This is a genomic window from Sphingomonas sp. (assembly GCF_035714405.1).
Lineage (GTDB): Bacteria > Pseudomonadota > Alphaproteobacteria > Sphingomonadales > Sphingomonadaceae > Sphingomonas.
The window spans coordinates 809843-825493 of the sequence record NZ_DASTMA010000018.1 but is presented as its reverse complement, the minus strand read 5'-3'; the positions used below and the strand labels follow the sequence as shown (position 1 = coordinate 825493).

The following is a 15651-nucleotide window of genomic DNA, read 5'->3' as shown; positions in this document are numbered from 1 at the left end:
TGCGTGGGGTAAACGCCAATTTAGCGCGCCCGGCCGGTAGGGTTACGATTGCTCAACAGTCAGGAACGACACCGTCAGTTCGCGGCGCAATCGGAAGCCGAGCCGCTCGTACATCGCGATCGCGGCCGTGTTGCTGGCGTACGAGTGCAGGAAGGGGCGATCCCCACCCGCGATGATAACTTGGGAAACGGCCTGCATCAACCGCGCCGCATGACCGCGACCGCGATGATCGGGGTGGGTGCAGACCGCGCTGATCTCGACATGGTTGGGCACGCGCAGCCGGGTTCCAGCCATCGCGACCAGTCGGTAGCCTTCGCGGATGCCGACGAAGCCGCCGAGGCTGTGGGTGTTGGTGAGAAACGGCCCCGGCCTGGTGAGGGTGGCAAGCGCCAGCATCTCGGCCGCGTCGTCGTCGCCGAGCGGTTGCATGGGCGCGCCGGGTGCGGGTGGAGCCAGGCCTTCCGCGACCATCTGCACCATCGTGTCGCTCGCTACGGTCAGCCCCGGTGTCGGTTGCGCGGCGGCATCCTCGAACAGGATCAGGGGCGCGCCAGGTGTGACCAACCCATGCAATGCGTCTAGGTCGGCACTCGACGGCGAGGCGGCCGCCGCGAAATGGCCGACGCTTGGCTCGATCCGCCAGGCGCGCGCGTCACCTCGGGCAAGTTGCGCTTGCGGGCCGGTGAGTGCTGACCAGATCGGGCGGTCGAGCGGATGTGCCATCTGGTGTTCCCTTTGTGTTCGGGTGGCGGTAGGGTGTAGCATGGCCAAACCCCAGAAACGCTATGTCTGTCAGGCGTGCGGCTCGGTCGCGTCGCGCTGGTCGGGACAGTGCGGCGACTGCGCGGAGTGGAACACGCTGGTGCAGGAGGCGGGCGCGGTGGCGACGCCGTTCCAGGCCAGGCACAATTTGCAGGGTGGCGGGCAGCTGGTGATGTTGACGCAGCTCGATGCGCCAGCGGTGCTGCCGGAGCGGCGAACCTCGGGCATCGCCGAGCTCGACCGCGCCCTCGGCGGCGGCTTCGTCGAGGGCTCGGCGACGCTGATCGGCGGCGATCCGGGGATCGGCAAGTCGACGCTGCTGTTGCAGGCGGCGGCGCGGATGGCGCTGGCAGGGTCGTCGGTCGCCTATATCTCGGGCGAGGAGGCAGCGGACCAGGTGCGGCTGCGGGCGCAGCGGCTGGGGCTCGGCCATGCGCCGGTGCAGCTGGCGGCGGCGACATCGGTGCGCGACATCCTGACGACGCTGTCGTCCGGGCCGCCGCCCGAGCTGGTGGTGATCGATTCGATCCAGACCATGCACTCCGACCTGATCGAGGGCGCGCCCGGCACGGTCAGCCAGGTGCGCGCGTCGGCGCAGGAGCTGATCCGCTTCGCCAAGGAGCGCGGGTCGGCGGTGGTGCTGGTCGGGCACGTCACCAAGGACGGGACGATCGCGGGCCCGCGCGTGCTGGAGCATATGGTCGACACGGTGCTGGCGTTCGAGGGCGAGCGGTCGCACCAATACCGCATCCTGCGCGCCAACAAGAACCGCTTCGGCGGCACCGACGAGATTGGCGTGTTCGCGATGGAGACGGGCGGGCTGACCGAGGTCGCCAATCCCTCGGCGCTGTTCCTCACCAACCGCGAGGAGGGGGTCACGGGCGCGACGGTGTTCCCCGCGCTGGAGGGGACGCGGCCGGTGCTGGTCGAGATCCAGGCGTTGGTTGTGCGGCTCGCCAGTGGTGCCACGCCCAGGCGGTCGGTGGTCGGGTGGGATTCGGGGCGGCTGGCGATGGTGCTGGCGGTGCTCGAAGCGCGGTGCGGGCTCTCCTTCTCGTCGTGCGAGGTCTATCTGAACGTCGCCGGCGGCTACCGCGTGCAGGATCCGGCGGCGGACCTGGCGGTGGCGGCGGCGCTCGTATCGGGGCTGAGCGAACGACCGGTGCCGGCGGACGCGGTGGCGTTCGGCGAGATCGCGCTGTCGGGCGAGATCCGGCCGGTAGCGCATGCCGCGCTGCGGCTCAAGGAAGCGGGCAAGCTGGGGTTCGAACGCGCGATGCTGCCGACCGGCGTGGCGGGCGCCAAGAACGAGGGCGGCGCGATGCGGCTGACGGAGTTCCGCACGCTGGCCCGGTTCGTGGATCACCTGCTGGGTCGCTGATCGTGCTGGCAAAGGGGCAGCGTCGAGGGCTAGCCGTTCGGCCCGGGCCTCTCTACCTACCGCCCGATGGGCCTCACCGCACTCGACATGCTCGTCCTGATCTGCATCGCCATCGCGGCGTTGCTGGGACTCAAGCGCGGGTTCGTGGCGGAGGTGCTGTCGCTGGGCGCGTTGATCGTCACGGTGGTGGCGCTGAAGCTGTTCCACGCGCCGCTGACGCAGGCGCTGACCGGGACGATCGGCACCGTCTCCGGCGCGGCGGTGCTGGCCTTCGCGCTGCTGACCGGCGGCACCTTCATCCTCGGCCGGATGGTCGCGAACGGCATTGGTAAGCGCACGCGCACGTCCGTCCTGGGGCCGGTGGACCGGGCGCTGGGCTTCGGCTTCGGCGCGCTCAAAGGCGTGATCCTGGCGAGCCTCGCCTTTCTGCTCGCGGCTCTGGTAGTGGACACGGCGCGTGGTGGGCGCGTCAACCGGCCGGCATGGATGACGACGTCGCGCACCTATCCGCTGCTCAACGCGACCAGCGCCGGCATCGCCGATATCCTCGACCGGCGTCGCAAGGGCGAGCCGATCTGGGGTCCGCGCACCGGCAACACCAGCGACCCGCAAGGCGCCGAGGCGTGAGCGCGCCGCTCTACAACACCGATATCCTGCGCCTCGCCGCCGGCATTCCGCACCACGCCCGCCTCGCTGAACCGCAGGGCACCGCGGAGCGGCGCTCGCCGGTCTGCGGCAGCCGGGTGACGGTGGACGTGACGCTCGGGCCGGACGACCGCGTCGCGGAGGTCGGGCTGCTGGTCCGCGCCTGCGCGCTGGGCCAGGCGTCGGCTTCGCTGCTGGCGGCGGCGATCCTGGGCCGAACACCCGCGGAGCTTGCGGCGACGAGCGATGCGCTGTCGGCGTGGCTGGCGGGCGAACCCGAGCGGCCGGATTGGCCAGGGATAGAGGTGCTGATGCCGGCGCGCGACTATCCGGCGCGGCATGCCTCGATCCGGCTGGCGTTCGAGGCGGCGGCTGAGGCCGCGCAGACCGCATGCGCAACCCGCGGCGTGGAACGCGCGCATGGGTAGTCCGCTGGTCGGGCCGCTGGCACCGCTGATGAGCGTCTATCAGGCGCTAGTCCACCATATCCACGAGTCCCCCGTACTCGAAGGCGCGGTGCTGCTCGGCTTCGGTCTCGTCTTCGTGCTGTTCTTCCGGCGGCTGGGGCTCGGTGCGACGCTCGGCTATCTCGTCGCGGGCGCGGTGGTGGGGCCGCAGTTGCTGGGGCTGGTCTCCGGCGCGGAGTCGAAGATCGTCGCGGCGGAACTCGGCATCACGCTGCTGCTGTTCATCGTCGGGCTGGAGCTGAACCCGTCGCGGCTATGGCGGATGAAAACGGAGATCTTCGGCCTGGGTCTTGCGCAGGTGATGCTGTGCGGGCTGGCCATTACCGGCATCGTCGCGTTGGCGGCCGGGTTCAGCTGGCAGGCGGCGGTGGCGCTGGGGCTGCCGTTGGCGCTGAGCTCCACGGCGCAGGTGCTGCCGATGCTGCAGTCCTCGGGGCGGATGCGGACGCCGTTCGGCGAGCGGGCGTTTTCGATCCTGCTGTTCCAGGACCTCAGCATCGTGCCGCTGATCACCGTCATCGCGGCGATGTCGCGCAACCCCGCCGACGCGGGCGGGCCGCCGGGTTGGCAGCTGGGGCTGTACACCGTCGCCGCGATTGTTGGGCTGATCCTGGCGGGCCGGTTCCTGTTGCGGCCGTTGTTCCGGCTGATCGGCAATCTCGGCGAGCGCGAGATGTTCGTTTTCGCCGCGCTGTTCACCGTCGCGGCAAGCGCGGCGGTGATGGAGCTGCTCGGCCTGTCGACGGCGCTGGGCGCCTTCATCGCCGGCGTGATGCTCGCCGACACGCCGTATCGGCATGAGCTGGAGGCGGACGTGGAGCCGTTCCGCTCGATCCTGCTCGGGCTGTTCTTCCTGTCGGTCGGCATGTTGCTCGACCTCAGCGCGATCGCCGAGCGGCCGTTCTTCGTGGTCGGCATGGCGCTGGCCCTGATCGCGACCAAGGCGGCGATCATCACCGCGATCGGCGCGGCGATGCGAATGCCGTGGCGCCAGGCGCTGGCCCTGGGACTACTGCTCAGCCAGGGCGGCGAGTTCGGCTTCGTGCTGTTCGCCCAAGCCCAGCAGGGGCTGCTGATTGCGCCGGAGGCGGCGAGCCTGTTCGGCGCGATCATTACCGTGTCGATGGCGACGACGCCGTTCCTGATGAGCGCCACGCGGCGCATCCGGCAGCAGCCGATCGCCGACAGCCAAGAGCGCGACGGGCCGACGTCGGACGGCGCCAACGCGCTGATCGTCGGCTATGGCCGCTTCGGCCAGACGGTCGGGCAGATGCTGATCGCGCAGAATATCCCGGTGACGCTGATCGACACCGATATCGAGATGATCGACGTCGCCGGCGAGTTTGGCGCCAAGGTCTATTATGGCGACGGCACCCGGCTGGATATGCTGCGTCAGGCCGGCGCGGCGGAAGCGGAGCTGATCCTGTTCTGCATCGACGGCGATCAGATCACGCCCGAGCTGCTCACGTCCGTCGCCGAGGCATTCCCCAAGGCAAGCGTGTTCGTGCGGGCGTATGACCGGCGCGCGGTGATCAAGCTGGCGGGCGCGCCGATGGAGTATGCGGTGCGCGAGGTGCTGGAATCGGCGGTGGCAATGGCGCGGCGCGCGCTGTTGTCGGTGGGCGTCGACGGGCCGGACATCGACCGCGCCGAGGATCTGTATCGCAAGAACGACCGCGAGCGGCTGCGCGCGCAGATCGACGCGGGCGACATCCGCGCCGCGCGCGAGGTGATGCTGCGGCAGGATCAACGCGAGGAGAGGGTAACGTGAACTGGCTGGGCATCTTTGCGGCGCTGTCGGGCGCGCTGGCGATCGCGGCGGGTGCGTTCGGCGCGCACGGCGCCAGCGAGCGCGCGGCGGAGCTGTTGCGCACTGGCGGGCAGTATCAGTTGATCCACGCGGTGGCGGCGCTGGTGGCGCTGCAGATGGGCGCGCGTGGACCGGGGTGGTTGATGGTCGCCGGCGCGGCGGTGTTCGCCGGCTCGCTCTATGCGCTGGCGGAGGGTGCGCCGCGGTGGCTGGGCGCGGTCACGCCGGTCGGGGGCGTGGCGATGATCGGGGGATGGGTGTGGCTGGCTTGGGAGTTGGGGCGGCGGTGACATACCGCCCATCCCAACACGCAAGCTTGACCTTTGCGCTGACGCTGGTTGTGCTCGTCCTCGCGTCCTGGATCGGCTTTCTCTCGCCGATGCGAACGCGCGACGCCAGCGTGACGACGCTTGCCTTTGGTGCGATCGTGCCCGCGCTGCTACTGTATGGCTGGCGCAGCCGGATTTCGGGTGCAGTATTGTTGCCAGTCATTTTGTTCGTTCCGGCGATGTTCCTAAGCGACCTCCTGGCCCATAACCTGTTCAATGGCTGCGTTCTCTACTGACGCTTCTTTCGACACGCATCGGAACAATAGACGACGCTCTCCCAATCCCGCGCCCACTTCTTACGCCAGGTGAACGGGCGGTCGCAGGCAGGGCACATCTTGGTCGACAGGTCGCGCTTGGCAACGCCGTTGGGCATCAGCCTTGCCGGTCGAGGAACGCCTCGACCGCGCCGAGATCGACCGTCCGGTCGAGACAGGTCCGCCCGATCCCGCGCGCGAGCAGGAAGGGGAGGTTGCCGCCGCTCGCCTTCTTGTCGTGACGCATGTGCTCGACCAGCCGCGCGCCGCTCGCGCGCAGCCCGGTGGGGGCAAGGCCGTCGGGGAGGCCGACCGAGCGCCAATGCGCCTTGACCCGCTCGGCGTCCTGCGCCGGACACAGCCCTTGCGCGGCGGAGAAGTCGAACGCCAGCGCGCAGCCTGCTGCGACCGCCTCGCCGTGGAGCAGCGAGCCGTCGAACCCGGCCTCCGCCTCCAAGGCATGGCCAAAGGTGTGGCCCAAGTTGAGGAGGGCGCGCGTGCCGTTGGTCTCGAACTCGTCGGCGGCGACGATCCGCGCCTTCGCGGCGACGGAATGAGCGATCGCGGCCTCGCGCGCGGCGGTGTCGCCGGTCAGCAGCGCCGCCCCGTTGCGCTCGCACCATTCGAAAAAGGCGAAGTCGTCGATCAGCCCGTACTTCACCACCTCGGCATAGCCGGCGCGCAACTCGCGGTCGGGCAGAGTGTCGAGCACGCGCGGGTCGATCAGCACCAGCTCCGGCTGATGGAAGGCGCCGACCAGGTTCTTGCCGGCGGCGGTGTTGATCCCGGTCTTGCCGCCCACCGAGCTGTCGACCTGCGCCAGCAGCGTGGTGGGGATCTGGACGAAGCGGGCGCCGCGCTTGAGGATCGCGCTGGCGAAGCCGACGAGGTCGCCAATGACGCCGCCGCCGAGGGCGATGACCAGGTCGCGGCGCTCGACGCCCCAGGCGAGGAGCTGGTCGCAGACCTGGGCGAGGGTGGTCCAGCTCTTGCTCGCCTCCCCGGCGGGCACGGTCATGGCACGCCATTTCACGCCGGCACTGTCGAGCGAGGTGGTGAAGGTGGCGAGGTGTTGAGCGACATCTTGGTCCGCGACGATCGCCAGCGGGTGGCCGGCGGCGAGCGGCGCGAGATGCTCGGCAGCGCGCGCGAGCAGACCCGACTCGATGAGGACGGGGTAGGAGCGGTCGCCCAACGCGACGTCGATCTGCTTCATAGGCACGCCATACCCCAACATCTTCCCCGGCGAAGGCCGGGGTCCAGTTTCGGGCATTTACGTTGGAGAAGACCGCACTCTCCAACTGAATGCGTGGCGACTGGGCCCCGGCCTTCGCCGGGGAAGAACAAGAGAGCCGCCGGCGAACTCACCGCCCGATCGCCCGCAATATCGCCGCAACGGTGTTCTCGTGCGGCGCCTTGTGGCTGGCGATGTGGATTGGCGCGAGCGCGTAGACCGGGTTACGGACGCGGGCGAGTTCGCTCAGCACCTCGTGCGGGTTCTTGCCGCGCAGCAGCGGGCGGGTGTCACGCCGCTTGACGCGCTCGGCGAGCACGGCGGGGTTGGCGTCGAGCCAGACCGCCGTCGCCGTGCCCAGGATCAGTGCGCGCGTCTCGGCGTTCATGAAGGCGCCGCCACCCGTCGCGATCACCTTCGGGGTGCCGTCGATCAGCCTGGCGATGACGCGGCGCTCGCCGTCGCGGAAATAGTCCTCGCCATACCGTTCGAAGATCTCGGCGATGGTCATCCCCGCCGCCGCCTCGATCTCGTGGTCGGCGTCGACGAAGGGAAGCTTCAGCCTCTGCCCCAGCCGTCGCCCGACGGTGGACTTTCCCACGCCCATCAGCCCGACGAGCACGATCGGGGGTCCGTCCCACTCTGGCTGCCGGGTTTGCAACATGGATTGGGGGCTATAGAGCGGGGCAACGCTGTTCAAGGTTTACGCATGTCCCGCCTCCTCGTCATCATCGTCGCTGTCCTCGTCGTGCTGATCGGGGGGATGTTCCTGCTCGCCGGCCAGGCCACCGAGCGGCCGCGGACGCAGGTCGAGAAGGCGGTCGACCTTGCGAACCTCTCGTAAGGTCGCGCTGGCGCTCGCGATCGCGGGCGTAGCGCTGCCTGCCCTCGGCCAGGACCGGCCGGAATCGATCCTGCCGCCCGGCTTCGGCGAGCCGCAGCCGGCGCCGACGCCGACCGCCACGGCGGCGCCCCGGCCGGCACCCCCGAGCGGCGCGGTGGTGCAGCCCTTGCCGCCCTCGAGCGCAACGCCGGCGACCACGGTCGCGCCCTCGCCGACGCCCACTCCCAGCGGCACGCCGACGCCCGCGCAGCTCGATCCGGCGACGCTCGCCTATTACGAGCTACCCCCCTTTGCCCGGCGCGGCACGGCGACGCTGGGGCCGCTGCGCGGTGCGGACGGGGGCTTCCCCGCCGACTCGTTCGGGCAGGCGGACGGCCGATTCCTGCAGACGCTCATGCGGCGGGTGGCGGCGCCGGTGCCGTCGCGCTGGCTGTCGATCACGCTGCGGCGGCTGCTGGTGTCGGAACTCGACACGCCGGGGCGCGTGAACGGCGCGGACTTCGCCGCTGAGCGAGCATGGCTGCTGCTGCGGATGGGCGAGGCGACCGCGGCGCGCGCGGTGACGCAAGGGGTCGATACCGCCGACCTGACGCCCAAGCTTTATCAGGTGACGCTCAACGCGCTGCTGGCGAGCGGTGATCCGGCGGGCATGTGTCCGCTCGCCGAGCGCGGCGCGGCGATGACGCGCGAGCGCGGCTGGACGGCGGCACAGGCGATCTGCGCCGGGTTGGATGGCGAGCAGTCTCGCGCGCAGACGCTGGTGCGGCAGGCGCGCAATCGCGGCACCGCGCGTGGCGTCGATCTGTTGCTGGCGCAAAAGGTCATCGGCGCCGGCGCTGGCGGGCGCGAGTCGATCACGGTCGAGTGGACGGGCGTGGACACGCTGACGCCGTGGCGGTTCGGCCTCGCCACCGCGACCGGCGTGACCCTTCCGGAGGAGCTGATGGCCGGGGTCGGCCCGCAGGTCCGCTACTGGCAGGCCTTGTCGCCGGCGGTGGCGCCGCATCTGCGGCTCGCTTCGGCCGAATCGGCGGCGGCGCAGGGCGTGTTGTCGAGCGCGGCGCTGGTCGATCTTTATGCCTCCTTGCGCGGTGGCGACGACACGCCCGCGGCGCTCGACGCCAGCGCCGAGACGCTGCGTACGGCGTATGTGGACCGTACTGCCGATGGGCGGCTGGCGGCGATGCGGCGGCTGTGGGGGGAGGAGGCGCGCGTGCCTTATGCCCGCCTCGTCCTCACCGCGCGCGCGGCGTCGCGGCTGCCGGTGCGGCCCGAGCAGGCCGAGGCCGACAAGCTGGTCGCGTCGATGCTGAGCGCAGGGCTCGATCGCACCGCGCTGCGCTGGCGGGCGCAGGTGCCGAGCGGCGGCGACGCCTGGGCAATGCTGACGCTGGCTGACCCGGACATGACGGGGCAGCTGACCTACTCGGCGTTGGCGAGCTATGCCGGGACCGGTGACGCCGCGCGCAAGCAGCGTTTGCTGTTTGCCGGTTTGGCCGGGCTGGGGCGGCTGAGCGCGGAGGATATCGAGCGGGCGGCACAGGCACTGGACGTACGGATCGGCGCGGAGAACAGCTGGACCCAGGCGCTGGGCCGCGCCGCGGCGGCGGGGCAGGCGGGCACGGTCGTGCTGCTCTGCGCCGCCGGCATGCAGACGGCGGACTGGCAGGGGGTGCCCCCGGCGGCGTTGTACCGGGTGGTCGCCGCGCTGCGCGCGGTCGGCCTTGCCGGCGAGGCGCGGATGATCGCGGCCGAGGCGCTCGCGCGGGCGTGAGCGGCTTGGCCGACGCGCCGTGGCAGGATGGGGCGCTGATCGAACGCTTTCTGGAGATGCTTGGCGCGGAGGCAGGCGCCGCGCGCAATACGCTAGCGGCCTATCGCAGCGACCTGCGGCTTGCCTCGGCAACGCTGAACGGCAGGCTCTCCGACGCCGACCCAGACGCCCTCCGGCGACTGGGCGATGGCTGGGCCGAGCTGTCGCGGGCGACGGTTGCGCGCAAGTCGGCGGCGCTGCGCCGCTTCTTCGCGTTCTTGGCCGACGAGGGGCATCGCGCGGATGATCCGGCTGCCGCCCTGCCGCGACCCGGTGCCGGCCGAACGCTGCCGAAGACGCTCAGCCATGCCGATATCGACCGGTTGTTCGCGACGCTGGCCGAGCGGCTGACGCGAACGCCGGTCGCGCCGCTCGACCTGAGGCTCGTGGCGCTGGTGGAGCTGCTCTACGGCTCCGGCCTGCGCGCCAGCGAACTGGTGTCGCTGCCGCGTCAGGCGATCCACCCCGACCGGCCATTCCTGATCTTGAAGGGCAAGGGCGGGCGCGAGCGGCTGGTACCGCTGTCGGATCGCGCCCGCGCCGCCGTCGCCGCGTGGCGCGAGCATGTCGGCGCGGACCGCGCATGGCTGTTCCCGTCGGGCAAGAGCCATCTGTCGCGTATCCGCTTGTATCAGCTGATCAAGGCGCTGGCGGCGGCGGCGGGGGTGCCGCCCGACCGCGTCAGCCCGCACGTCCTGCGTCACGCCTTTGCCACCCACCTGCTGGAGGGCGGGGCGGACCTGCGCGCACTTCAGACCATGCTCGGCCATGCCGACATCGCCACCACCGAAATCTATACCCATGTCGACGCCAGCCGCCTGGTGGAGCTGGTAAACACCCGGCACCCTCTGGGAGAGGTTCTCTCGTCCCGCGAGGAAGCATTGGCGGAGGCCCTCGCGTCTCGCGAGGACGGGCCGCTGGTTGACGCGGACTTGTCCCGGTCATAGCCGGGCGCGATGCCGAGCTTCCTCGACTTCGAGAAACCCATCGCCGAGCTCCAGGGCCGAATCGACCAGCTGCGCGAAAGTGCCGGCGCGGTCGATATCGGGCCGGAGGTCGCTCGCCTGCAGGCGAAGTCCGACAAGCTGCTCCGCGACACCTTCGCCCGCTTGACGCCCTGGCAGAAGACGCAGGTCGCGCGCCATCCGGAGCGGCCGCACTTCAACCACTACGTCGCCGGGCTGTTCGACGATTGGATGCCGCTGGCGGGCGATCGCGCGTTCGGCGACGACCAGGCGATACTGGGCGGCTTTGCGACCTTTCGCGGCCGCAAGGTGATGGTGATCGGCCACGAAAAGGGCGACGACACCGCCAGCCGCATCCGGCACAATTTCGGTATGGGCAAGCCCGAGGGCTATCGCAAGGCGATCCGGCTGGTCGAGCTGGCGGATCGCTTTGGACTGCCGGTGGTGACGCTGGTCGACACGTCCGGCGCCTTTCCGGGTATCCAGGCAGAGGAGCGCGGCCAGGCGGAGGCGATCGCCCGCTCAACCGAGGCTTGCCTGCGCGCGGGCGTGCCGATCGTCGCCGCGATCGTCGGCGAGGGCGGGTCGGGCGGCGCGGTCGCGCTGGCGGCGGGCAACCGTGTGCTGATGTTCGAGCACGCGATCTATTCGGTGATCTCGCCCGAGGGCTGCGCGTCGATCCTGTGGCGGACGGCCGACAAGGCGGCCGAAGCGGCGGAGGCGATGAAGATCACGGCGCAGGACCTCAAGGGCTTTGGCGTCATCGACGCGATCGTGCCCGAGCCCTTGGGCGGCGCGCATCGCGACCGGACGGCGGCCATCACCGGATTGGGCCGTGCGATCGGCGAAGCGCTGGACGCGCTCGCCGGGCTGAGCCGTGACGAGCTGCGTCGGCAGCGGCGCGAGAAGTTCCTGGCGATGGGGCGGCTGGACTAGAGCCTCGCCGAAGACGCGATCGGCCGACTTTTGGGAAGCCGGCCGCGGCGCGTCAGGTGGTCTTCAAGTTGGAGGAGACGTTGTTGAACGTCCGCTTCATATTGTTGCCGAGGCCCTGCATGGCCGAGATCGCCGCCACTGCGATCAGCGCCGCGATCAGCCCGTACTCGATGGCCGTGGCGCCGCGCGTATTGCGCAGCAGTGTCAACAGATGAACCAACATGGTATTCTCTTGAACGAAAAGGGGCGGCGAAGTATGATCCTCGCCGCCCCATACCATGAAGTTGGTAAAGAAAGTCTTACGCGGACTTCAGGTTCGACGAAACGTTGTTGAACGTGTTCTTCAGGTTGTTGCCCAGGCCCTGCATGGCGGCGATGGCGGCAACGGCGATCAGTGCGGCGATGAGGCCGTACTCGATGGCGGTCGCGCCCTTGTTGTTCTTGATGAACTTGCGAATGGTCTGCATGGTCGATCTCCGATTAGTGCCAAAGCTTCAGTTACCCGGCTGAACCGGATGGACCGGACCAGCAACATCGGAATTAGTGGGTGGTCCTTGAGAAAGTCTTAAAGCGGCGGCTCATCCCAATGGATGAAGCCAAGAGCTCAGCGCACGTTGACGATCTTGCTGCTGACGTTGTTCCACATGCCGGTGGTTTGCGACCCGACCGCCTGCAGACCGGCGATCATCGCGATCACAATCATGGCGACAATCAACCCGTATTCGACGGCGGTCGCCGCCTTCTGTTCGGCGGCGAGACGCCATAGGGAGCGGGACCACCGTCGCATGGCCCCTTCGATACTGGGTCCGAGGTTAACGAATGACTATGATGTCCCTGCTGCCGGTCGTCGCCGCGGCGCTGATCGATCCTTCGGGTCGTGTGCTGGTACAGCAGCGTCCGTCGGGCAAGCCGATGGCCGGGCTGTGGGAGTTTCCCGGCGGCAAGGTCGAAGCCGGCGAGACGCCCGAAGCCGCGCTGGTCCGGGAACTGAAGGAGGAACTCGGCATTTCGGTGGACGGCGCGGACCTGCGGCCGGTGGCGTTCGCGAGCGAGCCGCTGGGTGACCGGCACCTGCTGTTGCTGCTGTTCACCGCACGCCGTTGGAAGGGACAGCCGCGCGTGATCGAGGCCGCGGCGTTGCGCTGGAGCGATCCGGCGGAACTCTCGTCCCTGCCCATGCCGGGTCCGGACCGGCCGTTGCTGGCGGCGCTGGCGGCGGCGCTGGCAGGTTGACCGCGCGGTCATAACCCGCCATTCGCGCCCACCTTGCCGCATCGGGGCCCGATGGCGGAGTGGTGACGCAGAGGACTGCAAATCCTTGCACCCGGGTTCGATTCCCGGTCGGGCCTCCAAATTCGTGTCCATCCATCGCCGCGCCGCTTGGCCCGAGGGGCTGGCCGCGATACAAGCCGCGCATCAGAACTGTGTTGCATGGGTAAGACAGCCATGCGACAAGCGGGGAGCATGATGATACGTTCCGATCCCATGGCGACCCGCGCCGAGCGCCATGCCATGGTGGCGAGCCAGCTGCGCCCCAACGCCGTTACCGACGAGCGCATCGTCGCGGCGATGGCGAGCGTTCCGCGCGAGGACTTTCTGCCGCCGGCTGCCGCGCTGCTGGCCTATCGCGACCGACCTATCCCGCTCGGCCATGCGCGCGAGCTCAACCCGCCGCTCGCCACCGGCCGTTTGTTGAACCAGGCGGAGCTCGACGCGGGCGACCGGGTGCTGCTGGTCGGCGCCGCTGGCGGCTATGCCGCAGCCGTGCTGGCGAGTGCGGTGGCGCATGTGACGGCGCTGGAAAGCGACCCCGGCCTGCTGGCGATCGCGCGCGCGGCGCTGGCGGATGTCTCGAACGTGTCGGTGGTCGAGGGGCCTTTGAACCAGGGTTGGGAGGCGAATGCGCCTTATGACCTGTTGATCGTCGACGGTGCCGTCGAGGAGCTGCCAGCCGGGCTGGTGAACCAGCTCCGCGTCGGCGGACGCGCTGTCACCGGACTGATCGAGGGCGGGGTTTCGCGGCTCGCCGCCGGCCGCAAGACCGCCGGCGGCTTCGGTCTGGCCACGTTCGTCGACACCGACTGTGTCATGCTGCCCGGCTTCGCGCGCGCGCGCGGCTTCCGGTTCTAAGAGAAAACTATGCTCCGTTCCGCAACGCGCCTGCTGCTCGGCGGCGCCCTGATCTCGGCAGCGCCGGCCTATGCAGATACGCTGCGCGAGGCGCTGCTGCGGGCATATCAGACCAATCCGACCATCACCGGCGCCAGGGCGGCGCAGCGCGCGTCTGACGAGGATGTGCCGATCGCACGCGCCGCGGGCCTGCCGTCCGTCAACGCGGGCACCGACTTCAACGAGAATCTGCTGCGTGGCGGCAACAGTTTCAGCTCGCCCGCTCGCTCGGCATCGGCGAGCACCAATCTGGTGGTGCCGCTGTATCGTGGCGGCGCCGTGCGCAACTCGGTGCGCGCGGCGGAGACGCGGTCGGAAGCCGGACGCGCCAACCTGCGCGGCACGGAGGCGAGCCTCTTCACCGACGTGGTCGCCGCCTATAACGACGTGATCCGCGACGAGGCGATCGTCGGCCTCAACCAGCAGAATGTGCGTGTGCTCGAGGTCAATCTGCGCGCCAGCCGCGACCGGTTCCAGGTCGGCGACCTGACCCGCACCGATGTCGCGCAATCCGAGGCGCGGCTGTCGATCGCGCGCGCGCAGCTGCAGTCGGCGGCGGCACAGCTGATCGCCAGCCGCGAGACCTATATCCGGCTCGTCGGCGACCCGCCCGGCGAGCTGGCGCCCCCGCCGACTCTCCCGAACCTGCCCGCCAGCACCGACGCCGCGGTGGCGACCGCGCTGGCGGACAACCCGTTCCTGATCGCCGCGGCCCGGCAGCGCGACGCGACCCGCTTCGACGTCGGCGTCGCCCGCGCCGCGCGGCTGCCGCAGGTGAACGGCGTCGTCGGCGGCAGCTACCAGAATTTCCTCGGCTCGCTAGGCGCGGGGACCAGCACCAATGTCGGGCAGAGCGGCACGGCGGGCAGCCTGGGGCTGTCGCTCAACCTGCCGCTGTTCCAGGGCGGGCGCCCCGCCGCGCAGATCCGCCAGGCCGAGGCGCGCCGTGGTCAGGCGATCGAAGCGGTGACCGAGACCGAACGCGGTGTCGTCGCGCAGACCCGCTCCGCCTTCGCGCTGTATCGCTCGTCGCTGGAGGTGATCGCCTCTTCCGAGACAGCGGTCCGCGCCAACCGGCTGAGCCTGGAGGGCGTGCGCGCCGAGAACAGCGTCGGGACACGCACCATCCTGGACATCCTGAACGCGGAGCAGGAGCTGTTGAACAGTCAGGTCAATCTGGTGAGCGCGCGGCGCAATGCCTATGTCGCGGGCTTCAACCTGCTCGCGGCGATGGGCCGGGCCGAGGCACGCGACCTGGGCCTGGAGGGCGGTCCGCTCTATGATCCGCTGGTCAACTACAATCGCGTCCGTCGCAAGATCAACGACTGGGACAGCGACGGGGAACCGGCCCCGGTCGCGACCCCGACCGCGACGACACCGGCGCAGGACGCCACCGTCACCCGCCCGCTCGACCCGTTGCTAGACACGCCGGTTGACAGGAACCCGGGCTTGAGCACAGGTTCGGTGACGCCCGTTCGCCGCTGACGCGGATGGGCCAACCGGGTGGGCGAACAGGGGCTGCGAACGACAATGGGTGACCTGAGCGCCGAGCCGTCGATGGAAGAAATCCTGTCCTCGATCAAACGCATCATCGCCGAGGAAGGCGAGGGCAGCGGCTCGCGTACGCGGCGGCCGTCGCGTGCGCCGGCCGGCGCCCCCGCGCTGGGTTCGCCGGCGGCTGCGGCTGATGAACTGGACGAAGATGAGGTTCTGGAGTTAAGCGACCCGATGCCCGCCGCTCGGCCCGATCCCGAACCCAAAAGCCCGCGCCCCGCCGCCGATCCTGCCAAGGCGAGGGAGCCGATCGTGTCGCCGGAGGCGGTGGCCGCCAGCCGCGGCGCGCTCGATTCGCTCAGCCGGCTGATGGTCAAGCCCGAGCCCGGCAGCGACGGTTCGCTGGAAGGGCTGGTCCGCGAGATGCTGCGGCCGATGCTACGGGAGTGGCTCGACGCCCATCTGCCCGAGCTGGTCGAGGACATGGTGTCTCGCGAGATCAAGCGGATCACGGGCCAACCGGGCTGACCTGAGCGGCTCCCCCGCGT

The 15651-nt window shown here is 70.0% G+C and carries 21 protein-coding genes and 1 tRNA gene; 15 read left to right on the top strand and 7 right to left on the bottom strand.

Annotation, left to right across the window (positions count from 1 at the left end):
* Positions 1–42 precede the first annotated feature (42 nt).
* On the bottom strand, positions 43–723 hold the full coding sequence (locus VFQ64_RS10890) for a GNAT family N-acetyltransferase (protein WP_325103305.1): 681 nt from the start codon (positions 721–723) through the stop codon (positions 43–45).
* A gap of 40 nt (positions 724–763) precedes the next feature.
* On the opposite strand from VFQ64_RS10890, the gene radA reads away from it, so the two are divergent.
* The 6 genes from radA (at position 764) to VFQ64_RS10860 (ending at position 5630) form a co-directional block, all read left to right on the top strand.
* Positions 764–2143, top strand: coding sequence for a DNA repair protein RadA (gene radA / locus VFQ64_RS10885; protein WP_325103304.1), 1380 nt, complete (start codon positions 764–766; stop codon positions 2141–2143).
* A 66-nt stretch (positions 2144–2209) separates the two neighbouring features.
* On the top strand, positions 2210–2770 hold the full coding sequence (locus VFQ64_RS10880; RefSeq protein ID WP_325103303.1) for a CvpA family protein: 561 nt from the start codon (positions 2210–2212) through the stop codon (positions 2768–2770).
* Positions 2767–3216 carry an iron-sulfur cluster assembly scaffold protein gene (locus VFQ64_RS10875; RefSeq protein ID WP_325103302.1) on the top strand — a complete coding sequence of 150 codons (450 nt, stop codon included), beginning with the start codon at positions 2767–2769 and terminating at the stop codon, positions 3214–3216. The genes VFQ64_RS10880 and VFQ64_RS10875 overlap by 4 nt, the downstream gene beginning before the upstream one ends.
* A 28-nt stretch (positions 3217–3244) precedes the next feature.
* A complete protein-coding gene (locus VFQ64_RS10870) occupies positions 3245–5026 on the top strand; it encodes a cation:proton antiporter (protein WP_325103442.1) in 1782 nt (593 codons plus the stop codon).
* Positions 5023–5355 (top strand): DUF423 domain-containing protein, encoded by a 333-nt coding sequence (locus VFQ64_RS10865; protein ID WP_325103301.1) that lies wholly within the window; start codon positions 5023–5025, stop codon positions 5353–5355. Before VFQ64_RS10870 ends, VFQ64_RS10865 begins: the two co-directional genes overlap by 4 nt.
* A gap of 26 nt (positions 5356–5381) precedes the next feature.
* On the top strand, positions 5382–5630 hold the full coding sequence (locus VFQ64_RS10860; protein ID WP_325103300.1) for a hypothetical protein: 249 nt from the start codon (positions 5382–5384) through the stop codon (positions 5628–5630).
* On the opposite strand, the gene VFQ64_RS10855 is transcribed toward VFQ64_RS10860, so the two are convergent.
* The 3 genes from VFQ64_RS10855 to VFQ64_RS10845 all read right to left on the bottom strand — a co-directional run bounded on the left by VFQ64_RS10855 (position 5624) and on the right by VFQ64_RS10845 (position 7546).
* Positions 5624–5767: a DUF2256 domain-containing protein gene (locus tag VFQ64_RS10855; protein WP_325103299.1), complete on the bottom strand. Its 144-nt coding sequence runs from the start codon at positions 5765–5767 to the stop codon at positions 5624–5626. The two genes, VFQ64_RS10860 and VFQ64_RS10855, sit on opposite strands and share 7 nt — an antisense overlap.
* Positions 5767–6864 carry a 3-dehydroquinate synthase gene (gene aroB, locus VFQ64_RS10850; protein WP_325103298.1) on the bottom strand — a complete coding sequence of 366 codons (1098 nt, stop codon included), beginning with the start codon at positions 6862–6864 and terminating at the stop codon, positions 5767–5769. Before aroB ends, VFQ64_RS10855 begins: the two co-directional genes overlap by 1 nt.
* Before the next feature lie 148 nt (positions 6865–7012).
* Entirely contained in the window at positions 7013–7546 is a 534-nt protein-coding gene (locus VFQ64_RS10845; RefSeq protein ID WP_325103297.1) for a shikimate kinase, read from the bottom strand.
* Positions 7547–7591: 45 nt separating this feature from the next.
* Here VFQ64_RS10845 and VFQ64_RS10840 point away from each other — a divergent pair, with 45 nt between their 5' ends.
* From VFQ64_RS10840 to VFQ64_RS10825, 4 genes are read left to right on the top strand one after another with little or no spacing between them, the layout of a single operon-like run.
* Entirely contained in the window at positions 7592–7726 is a 135-nt protein-coding gene (locus VFQ64_RS10840) for a hypothetical protein (RefSeq protein WP_325103296.1), read from the top strand.
* The gene (locus tag VFQ64_RS10835) at positions 7710–9500 is read left to right on the top strand and encodes a hypothetical protein (protein ID WP_325103295.1); all 1791 of its coding nucleotides are present in this window, start codon (positions 7710–7712) and stop codon (positions 9498–9500) included. The genes VFQ64_RS10840 and VFQ64_RS10835 overlap by 17 nt, the downstream gene beginning before the upstream one ends.
* A gap of 5 nt (positions 9501–9505) precedes the next feature.
* Positions 9506–10486, top strand: coding sequence for a tyrosine recombinase (locus tag VFQ64_RS10830; protein WP_414712896.1), 981 nt, complete (start codon positions 9506–9508; stop codon positions 10484–10486).
* Positions 10487–10495: 9 nt separating this feature from the next.
* Positions 10496–11440 (top strand): acetyl-CoA carboxylase carboxyltransferase subunit alpha, encoded by a 945-nt coding sequence (locus VFQ64_RS10825; protein ID WP_325103293.1) that lies wholly within the window; start codon positions 10496–10498, stop codon positions 11438–11440.
* Positions 11441–11492: 52 nt separating this feature from the next.
* Here the strand turns inward: VFQ64_RS10825 and VFQ64_RS10820 are convergent, their stop codons facing one another.
* The 3 genes from VFQ64_RS10820 to VFQ64_RS10810 all read right to left on the bottom strand — a co-directional run bounded on the left by VFQ64_RS10820 (position 11493) and on the right by VFQ64_RS10810 (position 12227).
* Entirely contained in the window at positions 11493–11663 is a 171-nt protein-coding gene (locus tag VFQ64_RS10820; RefSeq protein ID WP_325103292.1) for a Flp family type IVb pilin, read from the bottom strand.
* Between the two features lie 76 nt (positions 11664–11739).
* A complete protein-coding gene (locus tag VFQ64_RS10815) occupies positions 11740–11907 on the bottom strand; it encodes a Flp family type IVb pilin (protein WP_325103291.1) in 168 nt (55 codons plus the stop codon).
* 137 nt (positions 11908–12044) lie between these two features.
* Entirely contained in the window at positions 12045–12227 is a 183-nt protein-coding gene (locus VFQ64_RS10810) for a Flp family type IVb pilin (protein WP_325103290.1), read from the bottom strand.
* A gap of 32 nt (positions 12228–12259) precedes the next feature.
* Here VFQ64_RS10810 and VFQ64_RS10805 point away from each other — a divergent pair, with 32 nt between their 5' ends.
* From VFQ64_RS10805 to VFQ64_RS10785, 5 genes are all read left to right on the top strand, one after another.
* Positions 12260–12673 carry a (deoxy)nucleoside triphosphate pyrophosphohydrolase gene (locus VFQ64_RS10805; protein ID WP_325103289.1) on the top strand — a complete coding sequence of 138 codons (414 nt, stop codon included), beginning with the start codon at positions 12260–12262 and terminating at the stop codon, positions 12671–12673.
* Between the two features lie 45 nt (positions 12674–12718).
* Positions 12719–12792, top strand: a tRNA-Cys gene (locus tag VFQ64_RS10800).
* 112 nt (positions 12793–12904) lie between these two features.
* Positions 12905–13570, top strand: a complete 666-nt coding sequence (locus tag VFQ64_RS10795; RefSeq protein ID WP_325103288.1) for a protein-L-isoaspartate O-methyltransferase — start codon at positions 12905–12907, stop codon at positions 13568–13570.
* 9 nt (positions 13571–13579) lie between these two features.
* Positions 13580–15094: a TolC family outer membrane protein gene (locus VFQ64_RS10790; protein WP_325103287.1), complete on the top strand. Its 1515-nt coding sequence runs from the start codon at positions 13580–13582 to the stop codon at positions 15092–15094.
* Between the two features lie 45 nt (positions 15095–15139).
* The gene (locus tag VFQ64_RS10785; RefSeq protein WP_325103286.1) at positions 15140–15631 is read left to right on the top strand and encodes a DUF2497 domain-containing protein; all 492 of its coding nucleotides are present in this window, start codon (positions 15140–15142) and stop codon (positions 15629–15631) included.
* Positions 15632–15651: the final 20 nt, after the last annotated feature.

Excerpts from the sequence above, each read along its gene's own strand:
- VFQ64_RS10890 (WP_325103305.1), bottom strand. The coding sequence starts at position 723 with ATGGCACATCCGCTCGACCGCCCGATCTGGTCAGCACTCACCGGCCCG.
- radA (WP_325103304.1), top strand. The coding sequence starts at position 764 with ATGGCCAAACCCCAGAAACGCTATGTCTGTCAGGCGTGCGGCTCGGTC.
- VFQ64_RS10880 (WP_325103303.1), top strand. The coding sequence starts at position 2,210 with ATGGGCCTCACCGCACTCGACATGCTCGTCCTGATCTGCATCGCCATC.
- VFQ64_RS10870 (WP_325103442.1), top strand. The coding sequence starts at position 3,245 with ATGAGCGTCTATCAGGCGCTAGTCCACCATATCCACGAGTCCCCCGTA.
- VFQ64_RS10855 (WP_325103299.1), bottom strand. The coding sequence starts at position 5,767 with ATGCCCAACGGCGTTGCCAAGCGCGACCTGTCGACCAAGATGTGCCCT.
- aroB (WP_325103298.1), bottom strand. The coding sequence starts at position 6,864 with ATGAAGCAGATCGACGTCGCGTTGGGCGACCGCTCCTACCCCGTCCTC.
- VFQ64_RS10845 (WP_325103297.1), bottom strand. The coding sequence starts at position 7,546 with ATGTTGCAAACCCGGCAGCCAGAGTGGGACGGACCCCCGATCGTGCTC.
- VFQ64_RS10840 (WP_325103296.1), top strand. The coding sequence starts at position 7,592 with ATGTCCCGCCTCCTCGTCATCATCGTCGCTGTCCTCGTCGTGCTGATC.
- VFQ64_RS10825 (WP_325103293.1), top strand. The coding sequence starts at position 10,496 with ATGCCGAGCTTCCTCGACTTCGAGAAACCCATCGCCGAGCTCCAGGGC.
- VFQ64_RS10820 (WP_325103292.1), bottom strand. The coding sequence starts at position 11,663 with ATGTTGGTTCATCTGTTGACACTGCTGCGCAATACGCGCGGCGCCACG.
- VFQ64_RS10815 (WP_325103291.1), bottom strand. The coding sequence starts at position 11,907 with ATGCAGACCATTCGCAAGTTCATCAAGAACAACAAGGGCGCGACCGCC.
- VFQ64_RS10810 (WP_325103290.1), bottom strand. The coding sequence starts at position 12,227 with ATGCGACGGTGGTCCCGCTCCCTATGGCGTCTCGCCGCCGAACAGAAG.
- VFQ64_RS10805 (WP_325103289.1), top strand. The coding sequence starts at position 12,260 with ATGACTATGATGTCCCTGCTGCCGGTCGTCGCCGCGGCGCTGATCGAT.
- VFQ64_RS10795 (WP_325103288.1), top strand. The coding sequence starts at position 12,905 with ATGATGATACGTTCCGATCCCATGGCGACCCGCGCCGAGCGCCATGCC.
- VFQ64_RS10790 (WP_325103287.1), top strand. The coding sequence starts at position 13,580 with ATGCTCCGTTCCGCAACGCGCCTGCTGCTCGGCGGCGCCCTGATCTCG.
- VFQ64_RS10785 (WP_325103286.1), top strand. The coding sequence starts at position 15,140 with ATGGGTGACCTGAGCGCCGAGCCGTCGATGGAAGAAATCCTGTCCTCG.